The 26,116-nt window shown below is 72.2% G+C and carries 24 protein-coding genes and 1 pseudogene; 9 read left to right on the top strand and 16 right to left on the bottom strand.

What is annotated here, in order from left to right:
- The first annotated feature begins 55 nt into the window (after positions 1–55).
- On the top strand, positions 56–1,294 hold the full coding sequence (locus tag ACFYXV_RS27820; RefSeq protein ID WP_385467641.1) for a CapA family protein: 1,239 nt from the start codon (positions 56–58) through the stop codon (positions 1,292–1,294).
- A gap of 27 nt (positions 1,295–1,321) precedes the next feature.
- Here the strand turns inward: ACFYXV_RS27820 and ACFYXV_RS27815 are convergent, their stop codons facing one another.
- Entirely contained in the window at positions 1,322–2,245 is a 924-nt protein-coding gene (locus tag ACFYXV_RS27815) for an SCO1860 family LAETG-anchored protein (RefSeq protein WP_389384311.1), read from the bottom strand.
- A gap of 295 nt (positions 2,246–2,540) precedes the next feature.
- Positions 2,541–3,629 (bottom strand): amidohydrolase family protein, encoded by a 1,089-nt coding sequence (locus ACFYXV_RS27810; protein ID WP_383495450.1) that lies wholly within the window; start codon positions 3,627–3,629, stop codon positions 2,541–2,543.
- A gap of 78 nt (positions 3,630–3,707) precedes the next feature.
- Between ACFYXV_RS27810 and ACFYXV_RS27805 the strand changes: the two genes are divergently transcribed.
- The gene (locus ACFYXV_RS27805) at positions 3,708–4,775 is read left to right on the top strand and encodes a pyridoxal-phosphate-dependent aminotransferase family protein (protein WP_385467634.1); all 1,068 of its coding nucleotides are present in this window, start codon (positions 3,708–3,710) and stop codon (positions 4,773–4,775) included.
- Between the two features lie 52 nt (positions 4,776–4,827).
- Here ACFYXV_RS27805 and ACFYXV_RS27800 read toward each other — a convergent pair whose 3' ends face one another.
- The 5 genes and pseudogenes from ACFYXV_RS27800 to ACFYXV_RS27780 all read right to left on the bottom strand — a co-directional run bounded on the left by ACFYXV_RS27800 (position 4,828) and on the right by ACFYXV_RS27780 (position 8,714).
- Positions 4,828–5,535 (bottom strand): DsbA family oxidoreductase, encoded by a 708-nt coding sequence (locus ACFYXV_RS27800; RefSeq protein ID WP_385467631.1) that lies wholly within the window; start codon positions 5,533–5,535, stop codon positions 4,828–4,830.
- A 43-nt stretch (positions 5,536–5,578) separates the two neighbouring features.
- The gene (locus tag ACFYXV_RS27795; protein WP_385467628.1) at positions 5,579–6,088 is read right to left on the bottom strand and encodes a GNAT family N-acetyltransferase; all 510 of its coding nucleotides are present in this window, start codon (positions 6,086–6,088) and stop codon (positions 5,579–5,581) included.
- Between the two features lie 62 nt (positions 6,089–6,150).
- Complete coding sequence (locus tag ACFYXV_RS27790; protein ID WP_389384310.1) at positions 6,151–7,599, bottom strand: peptidoglycan D,D-transpeptidase FtsI family protein; 1,449 nt, start codon at positions 7,597–7,599, stop codon at positions 6,151–6,153.
- Positions 7,600–7,661: 62 nt separating this feature from the next.
- Positions 7,662–7,775, bottom strand: a pseudogene (locus ACFYXV_RS27785) (DNA-binding response regulator); the annotation flags it as partial.
- 93 nt (positions 7,776–7,868) lie between these two features.
- The gene (locus tag ACFYXV_RS27780) at positions 7,869–8,714 is read right to left on the bottom strand and encodes an IclR family transcriptional regulator (RefSeq protein ID WP_389384309.1); all 846 of its coding nucleotides are present in this window, start codon (positions 8,712–8,714) and stop codon (positions 7,869–7,871) included.
- Between the two features lie 142 nt (positions 8,715–8,856).
- On the opposite strand from ACFYXV_RS27780, the gene ACFYXV_RS27775 reads away from it, so the two are divergent.
- From ACFYXV_RS27775 to ACFYXV_RS27760, 4 genes are all read left to right on the top strand, one after another.
- The gene (locus ACFYXV_RS27775) at positions 8,857–10,386 is read left to right on the top strand and encodes an aldehyde dehydrogenase (NADP(+)) (RefSeq protein WP_385467619.1); all 1,530 of its coding nucleotides are present in this window, start codon (positions 8,857–8,859) and stop codon (positions 10,384–10,386) included.
- A gap of 62 nt (positions 10,387–10,448) precedes the next feature.
- Positions 10,449–10,670 carry a hypothetical protein gene (locus ACFYXV_RS27770; protein WP_385467616.1) on the top strand — a complete coding sequence of 74 codons (222 nt, stop codon included), beginning with the start codon at positions 10,449–10,451 and terminating at the stop codon, positions 10,668–10,670.
- A 62-nt stretch (positions 10,671–10,732) separates the two neighbouring features.
- Positions 10,733–11,977, top strand: coding sequence for a TerD family protein (locus ACFYXV_RS27765; RefSeq protein ID WP_385467613.1), 1,245 nt, complete (start codon positions 10,733–10,735; stop codon positions 11,975–11,977).
- 112 nt (positions 11,978–12,089) lie between these two features.
- On the top strand, positions 12,090–12,266 hold the full coding sequence (locus tag ACFYXV_RS27760; RefSeq protein ID WP_382991275.1) for a hypothetical protein: 177 nt from the start codon (positions 12,090–12,092) through the stop codon (positions 12,264–12,266).
- A 68-nt stretch (positions 12,267–12,334) separates the two neighbouring features.
- Here ACFYXV_RS27760 and ACFYXV_RS27755 read toward each other — a convergent pair whose 3' ends face one another.
- Entirely contained in the window at positions 12,335–13,774 is a 1,440-nt protein-coding gene (locus ACFYXV_RS27755; protein ID WP_389384307.1) for an alkaline phosphatase PhoX, read from the bottom strand.
- A gap of 213 nt (positions 13,775–13,987) precedes the next feature.
- Positions 13,988–15,529, bottom strand: coding sequence for a hypothetical protein (locus ACFYXV_RS27750; protein WP_389384306.1), 1,542 nt, complete (start codon positions 15,527–15,529; stop codon positions 13,988–13,990).
- A 362-nt stretch (positions 15,530–15,891) separates the two neighbouring features.
- Here ACFYXV_RS27750 and ACFYXV_RS27745 point away from each other — a divergent pair, with 362 nt between their 5' ends.
- Both ACFYXV_RS27745 and ACFYXV_RS27740 read left to right on the top strand, forming a co-directional pair.
- Positions 15,892–17,733 carry an endonuclease/exonuclease/phosphatase family protein gene (locus tag ACFYXV_RS27745; RefSeq protein WP_385467604.1) on the top strand — a complete coding sequence of 614 codons (1,842 nt, stop codon included), beginning with the start codon at positions 15,892–15,894 and terminating at the stop codon, positions 17,731–17,733.
- A gap of 294 nt (positions 17,734–18,027) precedes the next feature.
- Positions 18,028–18,282 (top strand): hypothetical protein, encoded by a 255-nt coding sequence (locus tag ACFYXV_RS27740; protein ID WP_385467601.1) that lies wholly within the window; start codon positions 18,028–18,030, stop codon positions 18,280–18,282.
- A gap of 138 nt (positions 18,283–18,420) precedes the next feature.
- Here the strand turns inward: ACFYXV_RS27740 and dapD are convergent, their stop codons facing one another.
- Positions 18,421–19,401, bottom strand: a complete 981-nt coding sequence (gene dapD, locus ACFYXV_RS27735) for a 2,3,4,5-tetrahydropyridine-2,6-dicarboxylate N-succinyltransferase (RefSeq protein WP_385467598.1) — start codon at positions 19,399–19,401, stop codon at positions 18,421–18,423.
- Between the two features lie 9 nt (positions 19,402–19,410).
- Positions 19,411–20,694, bottom strand: a complete 1,284-nt coding sequence (locus ACFYXV_RS27730; protein WP_389384305.1) for an MFS transporter — start codon at positions 20,692–20,694, stop codon at positions 19,411–19,413.
- Between the two features lie 97 nt (positions 20,695–20,791).
- Here ACFYXV_RS27730 and ACFYXV_RS27725 point away from each other — a divergent pair, with 97 nt between their 5' ends.
- Positions 20,792–21,685: a winged helix-turn-helix transcriptional regulator gene (locus ACFYXV_RS27725; protein WP_389384304.1), complete on the top strand. Its 894-nt coding sequence runs from the start codon at positions 20,792–20,794 to the stop codon at positions 21,683–21,685.
- Here the strand turns inward: ACFYXV_RS27725 and ACFYXV_RS27720 are convergent.
- From ACFYXV_RS27720 to sufC, 5 genes are all read right to left on the bottom strand, one after another.
- Positions 21,672–23,042, bottom strand: a complete 1,371-nt coding sequence (locus ACFYXV_RS27720; RefSeq protein ID WP_389384303.1) for a DUF3616 domain-containing protein — start codon at positions 23,040–23,042, stop codon at positions 21,672–21,674. The two genes, ACFYXV_RS27725 and ACFYXV_RS27720, sit on opposite strands and share 14 nt — an antisense overlap.
- A gap of 221 nt (positions 23,043–23,263) precedes the next feature.
- Complete coding sequence (locus ACFYXV_RS27715) at positions 23,264–23,611, bottom strand: metal-sulfur cluster assembly factor (RefSeq protein WP_030160393.1); 348 nt, start codon at positions 23,609–23,611, stop codon at positions 23,264–23,266.
- Positions 23,608–24,072: a Fe-S cluster assembly sulfur transfer protein SufU gene (gene sufU, locus ACFYXV_RS27710; RefSeq protein WP_030160391.1), complete on the bottom strand. Its 465-nt coding sequence runs from the start codon at positions 24,070–24,072 to the stop codon at positions 23,608–23,610. The genes ACFYXV_RS27715 and sufU overlap by 4 nt, the downstream gene beginning before the upstream one ends.
- 22 nt (positions 24,073–24,094) lie before the next feature.
- Positions 24,095–25,351, bottom strand: a complete 1,257-nt coding sequence (locus ACFYXV_RS27705; protein WP_385467584.1) for a cysteine desulfurase — start codon at positions 25,349–25,351, stop codon at positions 24,095–24,097.
- Positions 25,348–26,112, bottom strand: coding sequence for a Fe-S cluster assembly ATPase SufC (sufC, locus tag ACFYXV_RS27700; RefSeq protein ID WP_366102470.1), 765 nt, complete (start codon positions 26,110–26,112; stop codon positions 25,348–25,350). The genes ACFYXV_RS27705 and sufC overlap by 4 nt, the downstream gene beginning before the upstream one ends.
- Positions 26,113–26,116 lie beyond the last annotated feature (4 nt).

Raw genomic sequence — 26,116 nt, 5'->3', positions numbered from 1 at the left:
GGCCGGAGGTAGGCGATGATCGCGGCATCAGCAGGGAAGCCCGGGGGGTCCGGAAATGAAGACATCAGCCACGACAGGCCTGGCCGTGGCCGCGGTGGCGGCCATAGCCGGCGGGATCCTCGCGCTGCCGAGCCTGCTCGACCACGGCAAGGACGCCGCCGAGCAGCGGCTCGGGGCCGAGCCCGGGACGGGCAAGGCGAGCCAGGGCAAGGCGAGTCCGAAGGCGCCCGCCGGGGCCAAGCCGTTCACGCTGGTCGCGACAGGCGACATCATCCCGTACCCCTCGATCGTCCAGCGGGCCGCGGACGACGCTCAGGGCAGCGGCCAGAGCCACGACTTCCGGAAGATACTCGCGGGGGTCAAGCCCCTGGTGGCCGCGGCCGACCTGGCCATATGCCACCACGAGATACCGTACGGCCGGCCCGGCGGCCCCTACACCGGATATCCCGCGTTCAAGGCCCCTCACCAGCTGGCCGACGCCCTGAAGGACGCCGGGTACGACAGCTGCTCGACCGGCTCGAACCACACCCTGGACGACGGCTACGACGGTCTCGTCCGCACGCTGGAACACCTCGACCGGGTCGGCATCAAGCACGTCGGCTCGGCCCGCAGCGCCGATGAGGCCAAGGCCCCGGCGGTGCTCTCCGCCGGCGGCGCCAAGGTCGCCCAGCTGGACTACACGTACGGGACGAACGGAATCCCGGTCCCGGCCGGAAAGCCCTGGTCCGTGAACCTGATCGACCAGAACCGGATCATCGCCGACGCCCGCGCGGCGCGGGCGGCCGGCGCGAACGTGGTCGTCCTCAGCGTCCACTGGGGCACCGAGTGGCAGACGGCGCCCGACCAGCAGCAGCGGGACCTGGCGCAGGCGCTGACCGCCTCGCGCGGCCCGGACGGGCTTCCCGACGTCGATCTGATCCTCGGGACGCACAACCACGTGCCGCAGCCCTACGAGAAGATCAACGGCACGTGGGTCGTGTTCGGCATGGGCGACCAGATCGCCAGCTTCTACGAGGCCGACAAGGCGCGCGGCAACATGTCGTCCATCCCGCGTTTCACCTTCACCCCGGCGGCCGCCCACCCCGGCCGCTGGGACGTGACCAAGGCCGAGTACCTCACCCAGTACTCGGACATGAACCCGCCGTTCCGCGTCGTGTGCACCTCCTGCGCCGCCGCCGATTCCGGGCGCGGGGCGGCGGCGAAGGCCGCGTACTCCGCCGTCGACAAGCAGGTCAGCGAGGCCGTGCTGTCGCGCGGAGCGGACAAGCAGGGCCTGGAGCGCGCCACCCGCTGAGCGGTCGCGGGGCCGCCGTCCGCGGGGTCACGAGGTGCGGCCGCGCCGGGTCACGACCAGTGCGGCCGCCCCGATGCCGAGCAGGACCAGCGCACCGCCCGCGACGTACGGGGTCGCCGAACCGCCGCCGGTCTCGGCCAGGTCGGCGTTGGTGGTGACGGCCTCACCGGTCCCCGAGGCCACCGTCTGCGCCTTGGTGCCGGGCTTCGCCGAGGGATCGGGCGCCGGCGCCCCGGCCGGGGATTCGCAGTGCGCCTCGGCGAGCACGATCTCTCCCTCGACCTGGGCCACGTTCAGGTCCAGCGGGTTCACGGACACCTTGAGCCGCAGCGCGGCCGCCGCGGCCGTGGTGGAGGTGGTCTGGGTGCCCGAGAGCTCCAGGCCGACCATGCCGACCTTGGGGATCTCGACCTTGGTCGGGCCGCCTGCGGAGAGGGTGACCTTCTTGCCGAGCACGGTCACCGACCCGAGCACGTTCGAGGTGGCGACGGGCTTCTTGCCCGCCTCGCACACGGCCTTGGAGGTGACCTTCTCCACCTGGATCAAGGAGAGCGCGGGCAGCCCCGGGACGTGCACCTTGGCGTTGGCCAGGTTGGCCTCCGCCTCGGCGCGGTTCTTGTCGGCGGTGGCCTTGGAGGTGGCCACGTCCGCGCGCAGCACGCTGACCGGCTTCCCTCCCTCGACCCCGTCCAGGGCCACCGTCAGGGCGGTCTTCTGTGCCGTCGCAGGGGCGTTGACCTCGTTGAGGGTGGTGGTCAGCGGCACGTGGACGGTCTTGTTGAGCAGGCCCACGTCGAGTCCGGCGCGCAGGACGACCGCTCCGGCCTTGCCCTCGCCGCCGCCGGTGGAGCCGTTTCCTCCGGTGGCGAAGGCGGGCGGGGCGGTGAGCAGGGCGACCGCCCCGGTGGCGATCAGGACGGCTGCGGGCATGCGGAAGGCGTTGCTGTTCAAGGTGGTGGAACCCCCGGGGAGATGGGAGCCGTCGCGCAGCCAATGGGGGACATCGCGCGCCGACGGCGGCTAACCCTGGGAATCTTTACGCACGGAGAGTGAACGGGTGACGACCCGAGGTGAGTTCACCCCAATGGGTGGTTTCCATGCATGTATTCGATTAACTGCGCCTCACGAGGAACGGGAGTTCTTTTCCGCCACACGGCCATGGGGAACACGCCGACGCCGTTGCCCCGGGCGGGCGTTCACAACGACCGCCGGGCCACCGGCGTCACGCACCGCGTCAACCGCCCGTTCAGGCGCGGACCTTGCCGTTCACGACGACGCGCCGCGGCTGCGCCAGTGCCCGTACGTCGGCCCGCGGGTCGGCGTCGTAGACCACCAGGTCCGCCGGCGCCCCCTCGGTCAGCCCCGGCCTGCCGAGCCACTCGCGCGCCGCCCACGTCGTCGCCGAGAGGGCCTCCAGCGCCGGGATCCCGGCCCGGACCAGCTCCTCGACCTCGGCCGCGACCAGGCCGTGCGGCAGGGAACCCCCCGCGTCGGTGCCGACGTACACGCCGATGCCCGCGTCGTAGGCGGCCCGCACGGTGTCGTACCGGCGCTCGTGCAACCGCCGCATGTGCGCCGACCAGCGCGGGAACTTGGCCTCGCCGCCCGCCGCCATCTTCGGGAACGTCGCGATGTTCACGAGCGTCGGCACGATCGCCACGCCGCGCTCCGCGAACAGCGGGATCGTGTCCTCGGTGAGCCCGGTGGCGTGCTCGACGCAGTCGATGCCCGCCTCGACGAGGTCGCGCAGCGAGTCCTCGGCGAAGCAGTGCGCGGTGACGCGGGCGCCCAGCCGGTGCGCCTCGGCGATGGCCGCCTCGACCTCGGCCCGCGGCCAGCAGGGCGCCAGGTCCCCCACCTCGCGGTCGATCCAGTCCCCGACCAGCTTGACCCAGCCGTCGCCGCGCCGCGCCTCGCGCCCCACGTACGCGACGAGGTCGGACGGCTCGATCTCATGGGCGAAGTTGCGGATGTAGCGGCGCGGGCGGGCGATGTGGCGGCCCGCCCTGATGATCTTCGGCAGGTCCTCTCGGTCGTCGATCCAGCGGGTGTCGGAGGGGGATCCGGCGTCGCGGATGAGCAGGGTGCCGGCGTCGCGGTCGGTCAGGGCCTGGCGTTCGGCGGTCTCCGCGTCGACCGGCCCGTGGGCGTCGAGTCCCACGTGGCAGTGCGCGTCGACCAGCCCGGGCAGGGCCCAGCCGGACACGGTGGTGATCTCCCGGGCGCCGTGCGGGCGTTCGTAGGAGATCCGGCCGCCGACCACCCAGAGCTCGTCGCGCGCGTCGTCGGGCCCGACGAGCACACGCCCCTTCACATGCAGCACGTCATCGGTCATGTTCCGCACTGTACGTGCGGTCTCGGTACGCTCGTGCGGGTAGACCCCGGACGCAGCGGACGAAGAGAGAGCACCACCGTGACGCACCCCCTGCTGGACCTCCCGCCGCTCACGGCGGAGCACTTCGCGTCGATCGAGCAGGGGGTCGCGGACCTCCTGTCCACCCGGCAGGACGTGGTGATCACGCAGGGCGAGGCGCTGCTGCCGCTGGAGGGGTGCATCCGCTCGGGGGCACGGCCCGGTTCGACGGCGCTGAACGTGGTGACCGGACCGTACGGGACCACCTTCGGCAACTGGCTGCGCGACTGCGGGGCGGGCGTGGTGGACCTGGCGGTTCCGTTCGACACGGCCGTGACGGCCGAGCAGGTGGAGCGGGCGCTGGCCGCGCACCCGCGGATCGACTTCGTCTCGCTGGTCCACGCGGAGGCGGCGACCGGGAACACCAACCCGGTGGCGGAGATCGGCGAGGTCGTACGGGCCCACGGGGCGCTGTTCATGCTCGACGCGGTGGCCTCGGTGGGCGCGGAGCCGCTGCTGCCGGACGCCTGGGGCGTGGACCTGTGCGTCATCGGCGCCCAGAAGGCGATGGGCGGACCGGCGGGGGTCTCGGCGGTGTCGGTCTCGGACCGCGCGTGGGCCCGCTTCGCGGAGAATCCGGCCGCCCCCCGCCGCTCGTACCTCTCGCTCCTGGACTGGAAGGAGCGCTGGATCGACGCGGGCCGCACGGCGCTGCCGCACGCCCCGGCGCAGCTGGAGATGCTGGCGCTGGAGGCCTGCCTGGAGCGGATCTCGACCGAGGGCCTGCCGACGGTGATGGCCCGGCACTCCGCCGCCGCGGCGGCGACCCGGGCGGGCGCGCAGGCGATGGGCGTCGCCCCGTACGTCACGCGCCCCGAGGAGGCGGCGCCGGTGGCCACCACGCTCCGCGTGCCGCAGGCCCCGCTGGTGGCCTCGAAGGCGCTGGCCGCCGCCCCCGCGGCCCCTGTTTCGGCGGCCGGGGAGATGATCCGGGTCAACCACTACGGCCAGGCGGCGTCCCTGGAGGCGGTCCTCACCTCCCTGACGGCCGTGGCCGCGGCCCTGGGCACGGACCCGGCCGATGCCGTGGCCGCCGCGGAAGCCGCCTGGTCGGAGACCTTGTACTGACCGGCTCGCCCGGGGTGGGAGCCCCGGGCGGCCGGGAGGGGCCGGGCCCCGGTCAGGCCTGGGGGACCGCGCAGGCGCCGTCCGGGGTGCAGGCCTCGGCTCCGGCAGCGGGCTCGGGGACCTCGCGGCCGGCCCAGGCCTGTTCCAGGGCCTGGGTGAAGACCTCGGCGGGCTGGCCGCCGGAGATGCCGTAGCGGCGGTCGAAGACGAAGAACGGCACGGCGCTCGCCCCGAGTTCGGCCGCCTCGCGCTCGTCCGCCCGTACCTCGGCGGCGTACGCGGTGTCGTCGGCCACCACCGTACGGGCCTCCGCCTCGTCCAGCCCGGCCTCGACCGCGAGGGCGATCAGCACCTCGGGGTCGAACACCGAACGCTCCTCGGCGAAGTTGGCGCGGTAGGCGAGGTCGAGCAACTCCTCCTGGCGGCCGCGGGCGGCGGCCAGGTGCAGCAGGCGGTGGATGTCGAAGGTGTTCCCGTGGTCGCGGCCGTCGGTGCGGTACGTCAGCCCCTCGGCGCGGGCGCTCGCGGCGACGTGCTCCTCCATGGCGCGCGCCTCGTCGAGGGTGCGGCCGTACTTCTTGGCGAGCATCTCCAGGACCGGCGCCACCGTGCCCTTGGGGCTGTTCGGGTCGAGCTCGAAGGACCGGAAGACGATCTCCACCTCGTCGCGGTGCGCGAACTCGGCCAGCCCCTTCGTGAACCGGGCCTTGCCGATGTAGCACCAGGGGCAGGCGATGTCGCTCCAGATCTCGACGCGCATGATCCTTTTTCTCTCCTTGTTCCGGGATGGGGCGGTTTCGGCTTCAACCACCTGCCGGGGCGTGGCATTCCCCGGAGCCGAGGCTGAGCCACAGCGTGAGGTGCGAGCCGGACCGCTGCGCAGCGGCCGGATCCGGGTGCCAGCCCTGGCGGGCGTAGAAGGCCTGGGCGCGGAGGTTGTGTTCGTAGACCTCCAGCCGGACCCGGCCGATCCCGGCCCGCCGCCACGCGTCGACGCAGGCGGCGTGCAGGGCGGCCCCGGTGCCCCGGCGCCAGTGGACCGGGTCCACGTGAAGCTGGGTGAGGGTCGTCTCGCCGCCGGTCGTCCGGAAGGCGGCGACCCCCGTGAGCTCACCGTCCCGCTCCGCGCACAGCACCCCGCCCTCGTCGGCGCTCCGGGCGACCGCCATCGACCAGCCCTGGCGCGTGCGCGCGAGCTCGGCCTCGCCCGCGTAGTCCTCCTCGGGGACGCGCCCCTGGTAGTAGGTGGCCCGGGCCCGGGTGTGGAGGGCCGCTATGGCGTCGAGATCTGCGGGTCGCGCGGTTCTGATCATGGGACAGGAAACGCGCCGGGAGCCATGTCGGTTCCCGGCGCGTCGTGGAGCGGCCCGCGCGGCTACTTCTTCAGCCACGCCGCCATCATCTTCTGGGCGATCGGGGCGGCCAGCTTGCCGCCGCCGATCTCGGAGCGGTCGGTGTCCGAGTTCTCGATCACCACGGCAACGGCGATCTGCTTGCCGCCCAGCTTGCCGTACGAGGTGAACCAGGCCAGCGGCGGCAGGCTGTTGTTCACGCCGCGCTGCGCGGTACCGGTCTTGCCGCCCACCTCGGCGCCCGCCACCTGCGCGGGCTTGCCGCCGCCCTCGGTGGCGACCGTCCGCATCGCGTCCTGGAGCATCGCGGCGGTCTTCTCCTTCATGACCTGCTCGGACTTCGGGTCCTTGAGGCTCTCCAGCACGTTGCCGTTCGCGTCGGTGACCTCGGAGACCGAGTGCGGGGCGACGAGCTTGCCGCCGTTCTCGATGGCGGCGGTCACCATCGCCATCTGGAGCGGGGTGGCCTGCACGTCGAACTGGCCGATACCGGTCTGTGCGACCTGGTCGACGGACATCTTCGCCGTCGGGTACTTGCTCCCCGGGCGGGCGGTCACGGGAGTCGAGATCTCGCTGTTGAAGCCGAACTTCTCCGCCATCGCCCGCATCTTGTCCTGGCCCAGCTTGTGCGCCAGCTCGGCGAAGACGTTGTTGCAGGACAGCCGCAGCGCGGTGCGCGCCGAGACGTTGTTGCAGGCCGCGGAGCCCGCCTCGCTGGGCAGCTGGGTCCGGGTCCCGGGGATCGTGTACGGGTCCGGGGTGCCGGTCGGCGTGTCGAGGTTGGTGACCAGCCCGTTCTCGATGGCCGCCGCGAGGGTGACCAGCTTGAACGTGGAGCCGGGCGCCTGAGGCTTGCGCAGGGCCACGTTCTCCATGGCCTTGCCCTTGTCCTCGATCAGCTTCTCCCAGGCCGCCTTGTCGTTGGCCCCGGCGATGCTGCCCGGGTCGAAGGACGGGTTGTTCACGATGGCGAGGATCTCGCCGGTCGCCGGATCGATGGCCACGGCGGCGCCCTGCTTGCCCTGGAGCGCCTCGTACGCGGCCGTCTGCACGTCCTTGTCGACGGTGGTCAGCACGTTGCCCGGCGCGGCCCGCTTGTTGGTGAGCATGTCCATCACCGTCTTGAGCCGGTCGTCGGAGCCGTTGAGGATCTTCTTGTAGACCCCCTCCAGCATGCTCGTGCCGAAGGCCTGGGAGCTGTAGCCGGTGAGCGGAGCGTAGAGCGGACCGTTGACGTAGGTGCGCTTCCAGCCGAAGTCCTTTCCGTCCGTCTTCACCGAGCCGGTGATCGCCTCCCCGCCCACGATGATGTTGCCCAGCGGGTTCTCGTACTGCCCGATGAGGTTCCGCCGGTTGTTCTCGTTGTCCGCGAGGGCCTGGCCTTGGTAGGCCTGCACCCAGGTGACCCGCACCAAAAGGGCCAGCACCAGGAGCAGACAGAAGACCGACGCACGCCTGATCGTCTTGTTCATCTCCAGGAAAGACGCGTCAAGGCCTCCCGGCGTTCCGCTCTGCCCCGATTGTGGCCGGGTTCTCAGTCTTTCTTCATGAAGCCGCCCTCATAGGCCGTGATGACCGCCCGGGCGCGGTCGCGGGAGCCCGTCTTGGCCAGGACCGCCGCGACGTGGGCCTTGACCGTCTGCGGGCCGGGGACGGCCTCGGCGGCGCCGTGCGGCCCGCGGCCCCCGCACGGGGGAACCGCCTCCCCCGCCGGGGGGGAGGAACCTCCCCGTCCGCCGGCTCACATGCGCCGGGTCGCCACCGACAGCCGGTCCCGCGCCTCGAACAGCGCAGCCTTGATCCGCTGCTCGCGGTCCGCCGTCAGCCGGGCCACCGGCACCGAGCAGCTCACCGCGTCCCGTGCCGGAGTCCGGTACGGGACCGCCACCCCGAAGCAGCGCAGCCCGAGCGTGTTCTCCTCCCGGTCCACCGCGTAGCCCTGCTCCCGCACCAGCGCCAGCTCGTCCACCAGCCGCTCCCGGTCGGTGATCGTGTGCTCGGTGACCGCCTCCAGCCGGCGCGGCAGCAGCGCCCGCACCTCGTCGTCGGAGTGGGTGGCCAGCAGCGCCTTGCCCAGCGCGGTCGAATGCACGGGCAGCCGCCGCCCGACCCGTGTGAAGGGCCGCAAATAGTGCTGGGACGGGCGGGTGGCCAGGTAGACCACGCTCGTGCCGTCCCTCCGGGCCAGGTGGATGGTCTCGGTGGTGTCGTCGGAGAGCCGGTCCAGGGTGGGCCGGGCCGCGGCGACGACCTCGTCCCCGTCGATGTACGAGCTGCCGACGAGCAGGGCCCGTACGCCGATGCCGTACCGCGTGCCCGTCGCGTCCGTCTCCACCCACCCCAGGTTCACCAGCGTGCGCAGCAGCATGTAGAGGCTGGACTTGGGCAGCCCGAGGTCGTGCTGGATGTCGGCCAGGCTGTGCAGTCCGGGCCGCGCCGCGAAGTGCTCCAGCAACAGGACCGTGCGGACGGCGGACTTGACGGCGGCCGGCGCTCCAGGGCCGCCTTCCGCTCCTCCAGGGCCGCCCTCCGCCCCTTCCGGCCCCTCCGATTCCGCACCGGATCCGCCCGGCTCACCTCTGTTCATTCGCCTTCTTGCCCCTCTTGTCCCTTGTCAACGCGGAAGACCCGGAAATAGAGTCCGGAACGGATGTGATCATCCATCGGAACGGCGTTCAGAATACTGAACACCACCGCGCGGGTCAGCGAGATCCAGGAGGCAGTGCGCCATGGCAGCAACACCAGTCTGGAGTGTGGACCCCCGCACCGGGAAGCAGCGCGAACAAGTTGCGGTGGAGGCCACGCCCGGCGAGGTGGACGAGGCCGTACGCGCCGCCGGCGCGGCCCGCGGCGCCCTCGCCGACCGCACCGCCCGCGCGGCCTTCCTGCGCGCGGCCGCGGAACTCCTGGACGAGGCCGCGGCCCACGTCATCGAGGCCGCCGACGCCGAGACCGCCCTCGGCCCGGGCCGGCTCACCGGCGAACTCGCCCGCACCACCGGCCAGCTGCGCGCCTTCGCCGACGCCGTGGACGAGGGCTCCTACCTCGACATCCGCATCGACCGCCCCGACGCCGGCGCCGTCCCGCCCCGCCCCGAGCTGCGCCGCTACAAGGTGGCGCTCGGCGTGGTCGCGGTCTACGCCGCCTCCAACTTCCCGCTGGCCTTCTCCGTCCCCGGCGGGGACACCGCGAGCGCGCTGGCCGCCGGCTGCCCGGTGGTCGTCAAGGCGCACCCCGACCACCCCGCCACCTCCGAGCTGTGCGCCTCGCTGCTGCGCCGGGCGGCCGTGGCGGCCGGACTGCCCCCCGAAGTGGTCTCCGTCGTGCACGGGTTCGACGCGGGCCTGGAACTGATCCGCCACCCCCTCGTCTCCGCCGCCGGGTTCACCGGTTCCATCCGGGGCGGCCGGGCGCTGTTCGACGCGGCCGCCGCCCGGCCGGTGCCCATCCCCTTCCACGGCGAACTCGGCTCCCTCAACCCCGTCGTGGTCACCCCCGCGGCCGCCGCCGAGCGCGCCGAGGAGATCGCCGCCGGACTCGCCGGCTCGGTCACGCTCGGGGTCGGCCAGTTCTGCGTCAAGCCGGGCCTCGTCCTGGTCCCCGAGGGCGCGGACGGCGACCGGCTCACCGGAGCGCTGACCAAGGCGCTCGGCGAGACCGAGCCGGGCGTCCTGCTCGACCACCGGATGCGGGAGAACTTCGTCTCCGGCGTGCGCGAACGCGCCGCGCTGCCGGGCGTCGACGCGCCCGTCACCCCGGGCTCCGGCGGCGAGCACACCGTCGGGGCGGGATACCTGACCGTGCCGGCCGCGAGCCTGCTGGAGGGCGGGGCGTACGAGGTGCTGCTGGAGGAGTGCTTCGGACCGGTGACCGTGGTCGTACGGTACGGGGACCAGAGCGAGGCGGGGTCGGTGCTCGGCCTGCTCCCCGGGAACCTGAGTGCCACGCTCCAGCTCTCCGCGGCCGAGGCCGACGGCGGTCCGGGACCGGCGGCGGAGCTGATCGAACGGGTCACGGCGCTGGCCGGGCGGATCCTGGTCAACGGCTGGCCGACCGGGGTCGCGGTGGCCCCCGCCCAGCACCACGGCGGCCCGTACCCCGCGGCGACCTCGCACTCCACCTCGGTCGGCGGCACCGCCGTCGAGCGCTGGCTGCGGCCGGTGGTCTACCAGTCGGTGCCGGACCCGCTGCTCCCCGCGGAGCTGCGCGAGGCGAACCCGCTGGGGCTGCCGCGCCGCGTCACGCCCGCCGGACCCTGAGGGACGCCCGCCCCGGGTAATTGCGTTGCCTGACCCCGCCTCGCGGGGGCAGGCTGCCGGTCATGCCGAGACCTCACGGATTCACGTACGAACAGCGCGCCGACGCGAGCGTGGTCATCACGCACCAGGGGCGGGCCGCGGGCACCCTGCGCGGCGGCCGGGCCGAGAAGTTCCTCGCCGAGGTGGAGTCGGGCGACGCGCAGCTCGTGATGGCCCGCTGGACGGGCGCCTACAAGTTCGGCAACGAGCGCATGGCGAAGAACCACCCCCGCAACAAGCGCTGAAATCCGTCACGAGGGTAAGGGAACGGCAAAGCACCTCCGGTCGTTCTCCGGGCATGACCGCTATGACCCCAGGTTCCAACCTGCCGCTCAACACCGTCCGTGTGACGGTGGACGTGGCTGCCCCGGTGCGGCTCGACGTGTCGGGACTGCTCCTCGCGGCGGACGGCAAGGTGCGCTCCGACGCCGACTTCATCTTCTACAACCAGCCGTCCGGGCCCGGTGTCAGCTACCGGTCCGGCGGCGGGGCGGCGCCGGACTCGATCACGGTGGACACGGGCGCGCTGCCGCCGGGCATCGAGCGGATCGTGGTCACGGCCAGCCCCGACGCCGCCGGTCAGACCTTCCAGGGCATCGAGCCCACCGCCACCGTGCGCCACGCGGAGACCGGCGCGGTGATCGCCTCCTTCACCCCGCCGCAGCTGGGCGCCGAGACCGCGCTCGTGGTCGTCGAGGTCTACCAGCGCGGCGGCGTGTGGAAGGTGCGCGCGGTGGGCCAGGGGTACGCGAACGGCCTCGCCGGGATCGCGACGGACTTCGGGGTCTCGGTGGACGAGGAGCCCGCCCCGCCGCCCGCGGCCTCCCCGCAGGCCCCGGCCGCGCCCTCCCCCTCTTCCTGGCCGAGCGCCCCGACGGCGTCGGCGCCTCCCGCGCCCCCGGCAGCCCCGTCGTTCCCCGCGGCACCGCCGGCCGCCGCGCCCGCCCCGGCCGCCGCGCCCGCCGCCGGCACCGGGAAGATCAACCTCGACAAGGGCCGGGTCAGCCTCCAGAAGAACCAGACCGTGTCCCTGGTCAAGAACGGCCGCCCGCTGCTCTCCCAGGTGAAGATGGGCCTGGGCTGGGAGCCGGCGTTCCGCGGCCGGGACATCGACCTCGACGCCTCCGTCATCGCGTACGGCCCGCAGCGCAACCACATCGACAGCTGCTACTTCGGCAAGCTGTCCATCCTCGGCGGAGCCGTCAAGCACTCGGGTGACAACCTCACCGGCGAGGGCGCCGGAGACGACGAGGTGATCGTCGTGGACCTCGGGCGGCTGCCCGCCGAGGCCACGGGCCTGGTCTTCACGGTCAACTCCTTCTCCGGGCAGAAGTTCACCGAGGTCGCCAAGGCCTACTGCCGCCTGATCGACGCGGCGAGCGGGGAGGAGCTGGTCCGCTTCGACCTCACCGGCGCGGAGCCGCAGACCGGGGTCATGATGGCCAAGCTGATTCGCCAGTTTTCGGGCGAATGGGAGATGACGGCCATCGGAGAATTTGTGAAGTCCCGCACAGTGCGCGGGATGGTCAAGCCCGGCTCCCAGACACTCTGAGCAGGTGGGCGGGCACATGGAGCAACCATGACCGACGGCCGGAAGGCCCAGGTGATGGATTCCACCCTTAATAGGTGGGTGGCTGTCAGTGCCCGCCCTTAGCCTTGAAAGCATGTACAGCACACTCCGGCCCGCGGGTCCCGCCCGCCCGTCCGCCGCAGAGGCGAACGAGGCGATACGGCACCTCGTGGCGACCCGGGTGGACGACGAGTGGCCCTCCGAAGCGTACGAGTTCCTGCTGGAGGAATGGGCCGCCGCCAGCCGCGCCGAGATCGCCGCCGCTCAGTAGACAAGGAAGGCTGTGCCGCCACCCGGTGAACGGGGGCCGGCACAGCCTTCGTTCGTGAGTGCCGGACGTCAGTGCGCGCGGCGCCACGGACCGGTGATGGCGAGCATGATGCCCGGGTCCTGGATGTTGGCGTACAGCGTGTGCCCGTCCGGGGAGAAGCACACACCGGTGAACTCGGAGTATTCCGGCTCCTGTGCCGTCCCCATGTTCATCTCGTTGCGCGCCAGCGGGTAGGTGCGCCCCGACTCGGTCGCCCCGAACAGGTGCTGCAGACCGCTGCCGTCCTCCGCGATGACCAGACCGCCGTACGGGGAGACCGTGATGTTGTCCGGGCCGTCGAAGGAGCCGTCCTTCGCTGGGTCGGCGTTCACCCCGAGCACCACCGTCAGCCGGATCGTGCGCCGCTTCGGGTCGTAGAACCACACCTGGCCGTCGTGCGCCGTGCCCGGGCTCTCCTCACGGGCGTACGAGGAGACGAAGTACGTGCCCCCGTCGGCCCACCACATGCCCTCCAGCTTGCGGGCCCGGGTCACCGCGCCCTCGCCGAACTGCTTGCGCACCGAAACCGTCCGCGCGTCGCGGTCCGGCACGGTCACCCAGTCGACCCCGTAGACGGTCCCGATCTTCGTGGCGCGCGAGAGGTCGTCGACGAAATGGCCGGCGCTGTCGAAGCACTTGGCGGCGGCCAGCACTCCGGCGTCGGCCGCGAGCGTACGGAGCTTGCCGCGCCCGTGGCGGAAGCCGCTCGGCGGGGTCCAGCGGTAGAGCAGCCCGTTGGGGCCGGAGGCGTCCTCGGTGAGGTAGGCGTGGCCCTGGCGCGGGTCGATGACCACGGCCTCGTGGGCGTACCGGCCGAACGCCTTGACGGGCTTCGGGTCGCGGTTGGCGCGCCGGTCGTGCGGGTCGACCTCGAAGACGTACCCGTGGTCCTTGGTCATTCCGTTCTTGCCGGCGAGGTCCTCGGTCTCCTCGCAGGTCAGCCAGGTGTCCCAGGGGGTGGCGCCGCCCGCGCAGTTGGTGGACGTACCCGCGATGCCCACCCATTCGGCGACTTCGCCGCCGCGCCGGACCTCGACGACCGTGCAGCCGCCGGCCGCGCCCGGGTCGTAGACGAGGCCCTCGGTGAGCGGGACCGGGTGCGCCCAGTCCGCCCGCTTGCCCTTGAGCTCGTGGTTGTTGACGAGGAGGGTCACCCCGCGGTGGCCCTCGAAGGCGGCGGTGCCGTCGTGGTTGGACGGGGTGGACTCGCCGGAGTCGAGGGTGGTGACCCCGCTGTGGGTGATGACGCGGTAGCGGAATCCGGCGGGGAGGGCGAGCAGTCCGGCCGGGTCCGCGACCAGCGGGCCGTAGCCGGGCTCGCAGGGCCGGCCGTGCTCGTCGCGCAGGGTGCCGTCGTCGGCCGCCAGGGCTCCCGGGGCGGTGGCGAGCGCGCCGACCGTCCCGGTGAGCGCGACTCCCGCGCCGGCGATCACGGTGCGGGCGGTGAAGTCTCTACGGCTGAGCGGCATCGGGTCTCCAGGGGTGGGGAGGTGGTGCGCCTGTCGTGCGGTCGTCGGCGCACACGCTCTCGCCCGCACGTGAACGGCGGCTGAATTACCCGGGAAGCGGAGCCGATCCCTTGCCGGTGGCCGCAATGGCCGACTCCGGCTCAGGAACGGCGCGTTCCGGCCGCCGGCCACCCCCCGCCCCAGCTGCCGCTCCCGTACCCGGGCCCCCCGGGGTCAGGCTCGGCGCGAACGGGCTTTGAAAGCGGCCTTGCGGGCCTCCTTGGCGGCCTTCTTGTCCGGGTGCATCCGGCCCATCGCCTCCAGCACGTACGCCGTCGCCGGGTGGTCCACCCGCCATACCTGGTCGAAGAACCCGGTGTGGTGCTCGGTCAGTGAACGCATCAGCAGCGGCAGTTCCTCCGTCTCCCCGTCCGCAGCGAGCTGCGCCGCGATCGTGTCCACGGTCAGCCAGAACACCATGGCCTCGTCCGGCGCCGGTACGTCGGCCGCCCCGCGCTCGGAGAGCCACACCCGGGCGAGTCCGCCGAGCTCCGGATCGTCGAGCACGGCGCGGACCGCCGGCTCGGCCTCGGGACCGGCCGGAGCGAGGGCCTGCTGGCAGCGCAGCCGGCGCAGCGGGCCGCCCTCGTCGGCGCCCCGGGCGGCGGCCAGCAGTTCGGCGACCGCGTCCCGCGGTTCGCGGCCGGCGAGCCACTGCTCGATCTCGGCCTGGGCCGCGCCCTCGGGGTAGCCGGAGACCGCGTCGAGCAGGGCGTCGGCGCCCTTGTCGGCCAGTTCGCCGACGGCGGGGGCGGTGACCCCGGCCTCCAGCATGCGGGCGCGGATCCCGTACAGGCCGAGCGGGGTCAGCCGGACCAGCCCGTACCGGGAGACGTCCTCGTCGTCGGCCGGACCGGAAGCGGAAGCGGATCCGGCGGAGGTGAACTCCTCGTCGTCCGCCTCCGCCATCAGGGCCTCGTCCACCGGCCGGAACTCGACGAGCCCGATCGGCTCCAGCTGCCGGAACTGGTCGTCGAGGCGCATCATCGCGTCCGAGACCTGCTCCAGCACGGCGTCGGTCGGCTCGCCCATGTCCTCGGGGATGACCATGGAGGCGGCGAGCACCGGCAGCGGAATAGGACCTTCCGAGGCTCCGTGTCCGGAGACGGTGAGCAGGTAGAGATTGGCGAGGACCCCGTCGAGGAAGTCCGCCTCGCGGCCCGGGTTCCAGTCCAGCCGGTCGAAATCGATCTCGCCGCCCGCGTCCAACGCGTCGACGAGGTCGTCCAGATCGGGCACGGCCGCGTCCGCGAGCACGGTGTCCAGGGCCGCCAGCCACAGGTCGAGCACCTCACCCGGCGCACCGCCGGTCACCAGGGCCAGGTCCTCACCGGGCACGGCGGTTCCGGACTCCTCGTCGCGGCCCTCGTCGCGGCCCTCGTCGCCGCCCGCCGCGCCGTCACCGCCGGCACCGCCCGCACCCCGTTCATCGGGTTCGGTCACGTCGACGAGGCCGGTGTCCACGGCCACCCGCCAGGCCTGGCCGGCGAGCGCCGTGCCCTCCTCGTCGGCGGGGTCGAAGCCCAGCGCGGCGGCGGCCTCGGGCAGTTGCGCTGCGGCGAGTTCCCCGCCGGCGCCGACGCGGGTGTGCGGACCGGCCCAGCGCGCCAGCCGTACGGCGCGGGCGAAGAGCGGGGCGCCGAGGGCGTCGCGGGCCAGTTCCGCGTCGGAGGGCAGCCGTACCGGCGGCAGCGTGGGGTGCGGCTCTGCGGACATGGGGCGGTCTCCTCGCGAACGCGGTGGGGCGATGGGGCTCGGCCCCGCGGGACGGTGGTGCGGCGGCCCCGCGGCGCTGGTCCGGCCGCCGCGGGGCGGCAGTCCGGCGCACCAGCGTAGACGCATATCGGGCGCGCCCGGGGGGCCATCTCCTTTGGTTCATCCCACAGTCAGCTTCCGTATCCCCTGGAGGCCTTGACAACTTCCCTGGTCACACAGGAAATTGACGCGCGTAGATGTATGGGGGACCACCCGGGATTCCCGTGGATCGCCTGCGGCCCGGCCGCAGCGCACCGCACGAATCCGGCCAAACATACGCAACACCCTTCGCTTTCCTCTTCCACACACCGGAGTTCTTGACCATGCGCTCCTCGCATCCCCGTTCCGCCGCCGTCTCGGCACTCGTCGCCACCGCCCTGGCCACCGGCCTGCTGGCGGGCACCGCCGACGCGGCCGAAGGCGCCGCGTCCGCCGATCCGATACGCATCCACGACATCCAGGGCACCACCCGCATATCGCCGCTCAACGGCAAGCAGGTCGCCGATGTCGCCGGCATCGTGACGGGCGTGCGCACGTACGGCTCGCGCGGCTTCTGGATGCAGGACCCGGACGCCGACGACAACGACGCGACCAGCGAGGGCGTCTTCGTCTTCACCAGCTCCGTCCCGACCGTCGCCGTCGGCGACGCGGTCAAGGTCTCCGGCCTGGTCGGCGAGTACGTCCCGGGCGGCGCCTCCTCCGGCAACCAGTCGGTCACGCAGATCTCCAAGCCGGTCGTGACCGTGGTCTCCTCGGGCAACGCGGTGCCCGAGGCCACCGCGATCAACGAGTACAACGTGCCCGCCGAGTACGCCCCGGCCGGCGACCCGGCCGCCGCCGGCAGCATCAACGGCCTGGCCCTGGAGCCCTCGCGCTACGCCCTGGACTTCTACGAGTCCCTCGAGGGCATGAACGTGAAGATCGGCAACTCGCGCGTGGTCGGCGCCACCGACCCGTACTCGGAGCTGTGGGTCACGGTGAAGGGCTGGGAGAACACCGCCAAGCGCGGCGGCACCCTCTACGGCTCGTACGAGTCGCAGAACACCGGCCGCCTGCAGATCCAGCAGCTGGCGCCGATCGCGCAGCAGCCCTTCCCGGTGGCCAACGTCGGCGACAAGCTGACCGGCACCACCGAGGGCCCGCTGGACTTCAACCAGTTCGGCGGCTACACCCTGGTGGCCCGCACCCTCGGCACCGTCAAGGCGGGCACCCTGGCCCCCGAGAAGACCAAGGCGCAGGCGGCGAACGAGCTCGCGGTGGCCACGTACAACGTGGAGAACCTCGACCCGAGCGACCCGCAGGAGAAGTTCGACAACCTCGCCAAGGCCGTCGTCACGAACCTCGCCTCGCCCGACATCCTGGCCCTGGAGGAGATCCAGGACGACAACGGCGCCAAGAACGACGGCACCGTCTCGGCCGAGGAGACCATCAAGAAGTTCACCGCGGCCATCGTCGCGGCGGGCGGCCCGGCTTACGAGTGGCGGACCGTCAACCCCGAGAACAACAAGGACGGCGGCGAGCCCGGCGGCAACATCCGCCAGGTGTTCCTCTTCAACCCGGCCCGCGTCTCCTTCACCGACCGCGCCGCGGGCGACTCGGTGACCGCGACCGGCGTGACGCAGGTGAACGGCAAGGCCGCCCTGACCCACTCCCCCGGCCGGATCGACCCGGCGAACCCGGCGTGGGCCGACAGCCGCAAGCCGCTGGCCGGCGAGTTCGTCTTCAAGGGCAAGACGGTCTTCGTCATCGCCAACCACTTCGGCTCCAAGGGCGGCGACGAGGGCCTCACCTCGATCCACCAGCCGCCGGTGCGCTCCTCGGAGGCCAAGCGGCTGCTCCAGGCGCAGGCCGTGAACGGCTTCGTCAAGCAGCTCCTGGCGACGGACAAGAACGCGAGCGTCCTGGCCGTCGGCGACATCAACGACTTCGAGTTCTCCGCGACCGCGCAGGCGCTGGAGGACGGCGGGGCGCTGTACTCGGCGATCAAGTCGCTGCCGAAGGCGGAGCGCTACTCGTACGTGTACCAGGGCAACGCGCAGGTGCTGGACCAGATCCTGACCAGCCCGGCGGTCAAGAACTTCACGTACGACAGCGTGCACATCAACGCTGAGTTCGCGGCGCAGAACAGCGACCACGACCCGCAGGTGCTGCGCTTCCGCCCGTAACCGCGGTGCGGTCCTGAGCCACAGGTCCCCCGGACTCCGTCTCCCCCCGGCCACCGCCGGGAGGCGTCACCGGTCCGGGGGACCTGCGCCGCTTTCCGGCCGCGCTCTTCCGTACCGCCACCCGTACGGACCCGCCCGTCGCGGGCTCCGCGGGCGCGCGGGGGACAGCTCGGGAGAAGTCGGGACTTTCGCCCCTGGCGTGACGCTCGCCACATCACCGCCCATTCGACCCGGGTTGTGGTGTTGAGTGGCCCCACGCTCGAACCTGTCCCCCCGTGTCCCCCGGAGGACCGCGTGTTCCCCTCCATCTCCCTCGCCCAGGAAATCGGCCTGGCCGTCCTGCTCGTGGCCGCCCTCGTGTGGGTGTTCGGCCTCGGGCACATGCTGTGGGACTCCCGCTTCCACCACCCCGAGCCGGGCGCCTACGAGGGCGTCGCGGTCATCCCGGCCCAGCGCAGTGCCGCCACGCACCCGATGGAGTCGGTCCAGCTGACCCAGGCGGAGGAAGAGGCCTTCGCCGGCCTGATCCGCACCCTGCCCCTCCGCTGAACCGCCGCGTCCGCCCGCGCTCGGGGCGGGAGGACGCGGACGGGACCGGGAGAAACACGACGCCCTCACCACCCCTTGCCGGGGAGATGAGGGCGTCGCGGGCGTTCCGGGACCGCCGGGGGCCGTCGGGCCCGGGGGTCAGTTGTGCGAGTGGAGGACCTCGTTCAGGCCGCCCCAGACCGCGTTGTTCGGGCGGGCCTCGACCGTGCCCGTGACCGAGTTGCGGCGGAAGAGGATGTTGCTCGCGCCCGAGAGCTCCAGGGCCTTGACGATCTGGCCGTCCGGGAGGGTGACGCGGGTGCCCGCGGTGACGTACAGGCCGGCCTCGACGATGCACTCGTCGCCCAGCGCGATGCCCACGCCCGCCTCGGCGCCGATCAGGCAGCGCTCGCCGATCGAGATGATCTGCTTGCCGCCGCCCGAGAGGGTGCCCATCGTGGACGCGCCGCCGCCGATGTCGGAACCGTTGCCGATCACGACGCCGGCCGAGATGCGGCCCTCGATCATCGAGGTGCCGAGGGTGCCCGCGTTGAAGTTGACGAAGCCCTCGTGCATGACGGTGGTGCCCTCGGCGAGGTGCGCGCCCAGGCGGACCCGGTCCGCGTCGGCGATGCGCACGCCCTTGGGGGCGACGTAGTCCGTCATCCGCGGGAACTTGTCGATCGAGGTGACCTGGAGGTACAGGCCCTCGGCGCGGGCGTTCAGCCGTACGGCCTCCACCTGGTCCACGGCGACCGGGCCGAGCGAGGTCCAGGCGACGTTGGCCAGCAGGCCGAAGACGCCGTCCAGGTTCTGGCCGTGCGGCTTCACCAGGCGGTGGCTGAGCAGGTGCAGGCGCAGGTACGCGTCGTGCGCGTCCAGCGGCTTGTCCTCCAGGGAGGAGATCACGGTGCGGACGGCTACGACCTCGACGTCGCGGACCGCGTCCAGGCGGAGCGCCTTGGCCGCGGCGGCGCCCAGGAGCTGCACGGCCTGATCGGCGGTGAGGCGCTCGGTGCCGGCCGGGCCGGGCTCGGCGACCAGCTCGGGGGCGGGGAACCAGGTGTCGAGGACGGTGCCGTCGGCGGCGATGGTGGCAAGTCCGGCGGCGACGGCGCCGGTGGTACGCGTAGCAGTCATGCCCGAAACCTAACCGGCCGCGGCCCCCGCTTGCGAACCGGTCTCATGTGCCGGTCGCGCCGCGTGGCGCGCCCCGTCCGGCCCGGCGGGCCGCTCCCCGACGCGTGACGCGTACAGCACCGCCCCGCCCGCGCCCGCCGCCAGCGCCGCGCACAGCGGCCACAGCAGCCCGGGCGCGGCCGCGTACAGGGCGCCGCCCAGCGGGGGCCCGAGGACGACCCCGCTGACCGAGACCCCCGCGTACAGGCTCTGGAACCGCCCCATCGCGTGCTCCGGCGCCTGGTCGGCGACGTAGGCGGTCGCGGTGGTCTTGTACAGGATCTCGCCGAGGCTGAGCAGCACCATCATCGCAACGGCGCTCGCGACCCCCACCCCGGCCAGCAGCGCGGCGTACCCGGCCCCGACGAGCACGATGCCGGTGCCGATGACGGGCAGCGGCGGCCGGGCGCGCAGCGCGACGGCTGCGGGGAGTTCCAGCAGCAGGATGACGCCCCCGTTCAGGGCGATCACGAAGCCGAAGGCGCGGACGTCGAGGCCGTGGTCGGCGAGGTAGACGGGGAAGGCCGAGTACTGCTGGCGGTAGACGAGGTCGGTCACCAGGATCGCGCCGAGCAGGACGAGTACGGCGGGCCTGGCCCGCAGCTCCTCCCACACGCCCCGGCCCCGACCCCCGTCCGGGGCCGAGGCGGGGCGGGAGGCGCCGCGGGAGGCGCCGCGGGAGGCGCCGCGGGCCGGGACGACCCGCGAGGTCCACAGGGCGAAGAACAGGGTCCCGAGGCCGTCCGCGACGAACAGCCAGTCGTACGAGAACCCGGTCGCGAGCAGGGCCCCCAGCGGCGGTCCGAGGGTGAAGCCGCCGTTGGAGACGCAGCGGACCACGGCGAAGGCCTGCCGACGGGCGCCCTCGGGGACGGTGACGGCGACCAGCGCGGAGTTCGCCGCCCGGACCACGCCGGAGGCGTACTGGGCCAGCGGAAGGGCCGCGCAGAGTCCGGCGGCGGACAGCAGCGGGAAGGACATCAGGGTGAGGCCCCCCGCGGCGGAGGCGGCGAGCAGCACGCGGCGGTGGCCGAAGCGGTCCCCGTACCAGCCGCCGGTGAAGTTTCCGGCGACGAGGCCGATGCCGCCGATGCCGGTGACCAGGCCGGCCTGGGCGGCGCCGAGGCCGCGCGGGCCGGTCAGGTACAGGAAGACGAAGACGAAGGTGAAGCTGACGACGGCGTTGACGAACACCCCGGCCGCCAGCAGCCACACCACGCGGGGCACGTCCTTGAAGCCCTGCGCCATTCCCATGTCCGCCCCCGAAGCCGTAGCGAGTCCGTAGTGAGTTCCTTTTGGGAACGGACTATGTCAGCATGACAGCCTTGGGTCAACGGACAAAGGAGTGCCCATGGCCCAGCGCACGCACCTCGACGACGCGGACTGCGCCATCGCCCAGGCCCTCGACGTGGTGGGCGACTGGTGGACGCTGCTGATCGTGCGCGACGCCGCGCGCGGCGTGCACCGCTTCGACGCGTTCCAGCACGAACTCGGGGTCTCCCGGAAGGTGCTGGCCGAGCGGCTGAAGCTGCTGGTCGAGGCCGGGGTGCTGACGCGCGAGCCGTACCAGGAACGCCCGGTGCGGCACGAGTACCGGCTGACCCCGCGCGGGCGGGGGCTGCTGCCGGTCCTGGTGGCCCTCCAGGACTGGGGAGACACCTGGGTCCTGGGGGAAGGCGAGATGACGGCGACGACGGAGGAGTCCTCGCGGGAGGCCGAACGGGTGCACGCGCTGCGCGGCACGCGGCTGCCGGAGCTGGTACTGGCGGACCGGTTCGGGGAGCTGCGGGATCCGGTGGCGGACACGCCGTTCACGGTCCTGTACTGCTTCCCCGGCGCGTACGCCCGGGCCGAGTCCTACCCCCCGGGGTGGGCGGGGATCCCGGGGGCCAAGGGCTGCACGTTCGAGTCGTGCACGTACCGGGACCAGCTGGCGGAGTTCACGGCGGCCGGGGCGACGGTGCACGGGGTGTCCACCCAGCGGCCCGACGAGCAGCGGGAGTTCGCGGAGGCGGAGAAGCTGCGGTTCCCGCTGCTCTCGGACGCGGAGCTCTCGCTGACGGCCGCGCTGCGGCTGCCGACGTTCCGGGCGGCGGGGGTGAGCCGGCTGAAGCGGCTGACCCTGGTGGTGGACCGGGAGCGCGTGGTGCGCGAGGTGTTCTATCCGGTCCGGGACATCGAGGCCGGCGTCGCGGCGGCGCTGAGGGCCGTCCGCGACGCCGGCACGGGCGTCAGTTCAGGGTGAACCAGGCCGCGCGGGACTTCTTCCACTCCGCGTGGGTCAGGTCCTTGGCCTCGGTGCCGTCCCCGTACAGGTCGGCCGAGCCGCTGTCCGTGATCAGCTGGACTCGCGCGCCGGCGGCCGACAGGTCCGGCACGTCCACGATGGCCTCCCAGCCGCCCGGGTCGGTCGTCGGCAGGTCGGCCCGCTTGACCGGGGCGTGGCCGGCGACGCCGTCCCACTGGTAGAGCGCGTACGGGTCGGAGTTGTCGTCCGCGGCCCAGGAACCGGCCAGGATGAGGTACTGGTTCGCCGCGTTCTTGCGGATGTCGCGGATCGCGAGCCCGCCGAGGTCGAGCTCGATGCCCGCCCCGAAGGTGGCCTTGGCGCCGCTGGAGAGCACCTTGTCGAAGTTGGTCACCGGTACGACCAGCGCCTTGCCGCCCGGCACCGCCGGGGCCAGCGGGGCGCGGAAGCCCAGGTAGGCGGTGGTGGTCGAGCCCGGCGCGAACTCCAGCCCCTCCACGTTGAACCCGTCGATCTGCTTGGGCGCCTCGCCGTCCGCCGTGCCGGCCGCGAAGCCGTAGCGGTTCCCGTTCGCCTTGTCCCAGGCCACCAGGTCGTCGCGGAGCTTCTTGTACGAGCGCCCGTACGCGAGCTGCGTGGCGGATCCGGAGCCGCTCACCGTCGTGGTGAACACCGTGTTCCGGGGCGCCTTGTACTCGCCGTCCTTGTTGTTGCCGAGCGAGCCCGTCCAGTAGATGGTGTTCCCGATCAGGGTCGCGCCCTCGATGTCCACCTCCTTGGTGACGCCGAGCTGCGAGCTGAAGTCCCAGGTGCGGACCGGGGCGGCCGAGCGGGAACGGTCGTACAGGCGCAGTACGTTGCTCTCGTCGTCGGCGACGACGGTGTACCCGCCGCCGACGTCCACGGCGGCCGAGGAGTCGGAGGCGCCGCTGAAGTAGCGGGCGTCGGCCGGGTTCTGCACGGCGGCGGAGGCGGCGTAGGAGAGGGTCTTGGTGGCGCTCTTGCCGCCCAGCCCCGTCACCTTGACGGTGAGGTTGGTGTAGCCGCGGCCGCGCGCGGCGACGGCGAGGCGGCGCACGGCCCCGGTCCCGGTGACGCTCACGTCGCCCGTTCCGGCGACCGAGGCCTTGCTCGACGCGGAGGCGCTCACCGTCAGCGCGGAGGCGTCGGCGCCGCTCTGCGCCACGGTCACGTCGACCACCGGGTCCCCTACCGCGCCGACGGCCCCGGACAGGTACGACGCGGACAGGCTGATGGTCGGGGTCCCGTACGTCACCGCCTGGGCGGGCGCGACCGTGACCGTTCCGGCGACGACCAGCGCCGCGATGCCTGCGATGCCAAGCTGCTTCTTCATCGGTGTCCCGTCCCCAAGAGTCGAGCCGAGCGTGAACCGCGTCACGCCGTGACGGCCGTCGAGCAGGTTCGGCCACCGTGGCCAACATCCGGTGCACGTCAATGGTCCACCGGAAGAACTCACAGGGCCCGTCGGGAGCGCGCCGGACACCGCCCCACCTGCGCCGGAGCACGGAGAAGGCCCCCGGCGGGGTGCCGGGGGCCTTTCGTGAAGCGGGTGGCTCAGACGTTGAAGCCGAGCGCGCGCAGCTGCTCGCGGCCGTCGTCCGTGATCTTGTCCGGGCCCCACGGCGGCATCCAGACCCAGTTGATCCGGAGCTCGCTCACGATGCCGTCCGTCGCCGACTTCGCCTGGTCCTCGATGACGTCCGTCAGCGGGCAGGCCGCCGAGGTCAGGGTCATGTCGAGGGTGGCGATGTTCGCGTCGTCGATGTGGATGCCGTAGATCAGGCCCAGGTTGACGACGTCGATCCCCAGCTCGGGGTCGACCACGTCGTAGAGGGCCTCGCGGACCTCCTCCTCGGTGGCCGGCTTGATCGACGCCTCGGCGGGCGTCGCGTTCTCGGTCATGCCGTCTTCCTCTCCGCGGCGTCGCCCAGTGCCTGGGCGGTCGCGTCCTTCCAGGCCATCCAGCTCAGCAGAGCACACTTCACGCGAGCCGGGTACTTGGAGACGCCGACGAACGCGACCGCGTCCTCCAGCACCTCCTCCATGGCCTCGTCGGGCTCGATCTTGCCCTTCGACTGCATCATCTCCAGGAACACGCCCTGGATCTTCTGCGCCTCGGCCAGCTCCTTGCCGACGAGCAGCTCGTTCAGCACGGACGCGCTGGCCTGGCTGATGGAGCAGCCCTGGCCCTCGTACGAGACGTCGGTGAGCGTCTCGCCGTCGTACTTCACGCGCAGCGTGATCTCGTCGCCGCACGTCGGGTTGACGTGGTGCACCTCGGCGTCGCCGTCGCGCAGGCCACGCCCGTGCGGGTGCTTGTAGTGGTCCAGGATCAGTTCCTGGTACATCGAATCCAGCTTCACTGCGTCGTCCTCGTCGCCCTCGTCAGCCGAAGAAGTTCCGTACGTGCTCCAGCCCGTCGATCAGCGCGTCGACGTCCGCCGGAGAGGAGTACAGATAGAAAGACGCTCGCGTGGTCGCGGGAATTCCGTAGCGCAGGCAGACGGGGCGCGCGCAGTGGTGTCCCACGCGCACCGCGATGCCCTGCTCGTCCAGGACCTGGCCCACGTCGTGGGGGTGGATGTCACCGAGCGTGAAGGAGATCGCGGCGCCGCGGTCCTCGGCCGTGGTGGGGCCGATGATCCGCAGGTCGGGGACCTCCAGGAGGCGCTTCACCGCGTACTCGGTGATCGCGTGCTCGTGCGCGGCGATCTTGTCCATGCCGATCGCGCTCAGGTAGTCCACGGCCGCGCCGAGGCCGACGGCCTGGGCGATCGGGGGCGTACCCGCCTCGAACTTGTGGGGCGCCGGGGCGTACGTCGAGGCGTGCATCGACACGGTCTCGATCATCTCGCCGCCACCGAGGAACGGGGGCAGGTCCTCCAGGAGCTCCTGGCGGCCCCAGAGCACGCCGATGCCGGTCGGTCCGCACATCTTGTGGCCGGTGAAGGCCACGAAGTCGGCGCCGAGCGCCTGCACGTCCAGCGGCATGTGCGGAGCGGCCTGCGAGGCGTCGATCAGCACCAGCGCGCCGACCTCCTGCGCGCGCCGGACGATCGCCTCGACCGGGTTGATCGTGCCCATGATGTTGGAGACCAGCGTGAAGGAGACGATCTTCGTCTTCTCCGTGATGACCTCTTCCATGTTGGACAGGTCGAGCCGGCCGTCGTCGGTGAGGCCGAACCACTTCAGCTTCGCGCCGGTGCGCTGCGAGAGCAGCTGCCACGGGACGATGTTGGAGTGGTGCTCCATCTCCGTGATGGCGATCTCGGTCTCGCGGTCGACCCGGTAGGGCTCGTCCGCCCAGCCGAGCATGTTCGCGACCAGGTTGAGCGACTCCGAGGCGTTCTTGGTGAAGATCACCTCATCGCGGCTCGGCGCGTTGATGAAGGCGGCGACCTTGTCGCGGGCGCCCTCGTACAGCGCCGTGGCCTCCTCGGCGAGCACGTGCACGCCGCGGTGGACGTTGGCGTTGTGCTGCTCGTAGTACTCGTTCAGCGCGTCGAGTACCTGGCGCGGCTTCTGGGAGGTCGCCGCGTTGTCCAGGTAAACGATCTTCTTCCCGTCGTGGACCACGCGATCCAGAAGGGGGAAGTCCTTGCGGATCGCCTCGATGTCGAGGAGGCCAGGCAGCTGTGTCACGCGGTCGCGCCACCCTTCACGTACTTGTCGTAGCCCTCGGCCTCCAGCTGGTCCGCCAGCTCGGCGCCACCGGACTCGGCGATGCGGCCGTTCGCGAACACGTGCACGAAGTCGGGCTTGATGTAGCGCAGGATGCGCGTGTAGTGGGTGATCAGCAGGGTGCCGACCTCACCGGTCTCGCGGACGCGGTTGACGCCCTCGGAGACGATGCGCAGGGCGTCGACGTCCAGGCCGGAGTCGGTCTCGTCGAGGATCGCGATCTTCGGCTGGAGGAGCTCCAGCTGGAGGATCTCGTGACGCTTCTTCTCACCGCCGGAGAAGCCCTCGTTGACGTTGCGCTCGGCGAAGGCCGGGTCCATCTGGAGCTGCTCCATCGCGGACTTGACCTCCTTCACCCAGGTGCGCAGCTTCGGGGCCTCGCCGCGGATGGCGGTGGCCGAGGTGCGCAGGAAGTTGGAGACCGAGACGCCGGGGACCTCGACCGGGTACTGCATGGCGAGGAAGACGCCGGCGCGGGCGCGCTCGTCGACGGACATCTCCAGGACGTCTTCGCCGTCGAGGGTCACGGTGCCACCGGTGATGGTGTACTTCGGGTGACCGGCCAGCGAGTACGCCAGCGTGGACTTGCCGGAGCCGTTCGGACCCATGATGGCGTGCGTCTCGCCGGCCTTGACGGTGAGGTCGACACCCTTGAGGATCTCGCGGGCGCCGTTCTCGGCCTCGACGGAGACGTGCAGGTCGTGGATTTCAAGCGTTGCCATGGAT

This window comes from Streptomyces sp. NPDC002181 (assembly GCF_042890485.1).
Lineage (GTDB): Bacteria > Actinomycetota > Actinomycetes > Streptomycetales > Streptomycetaceae > Streptomyces.
The sequence above is the reverse complement of the archived record's forward strand: the minus strand, read 5'-3'. Positions and strand labels throughout refer to the sequence as shown.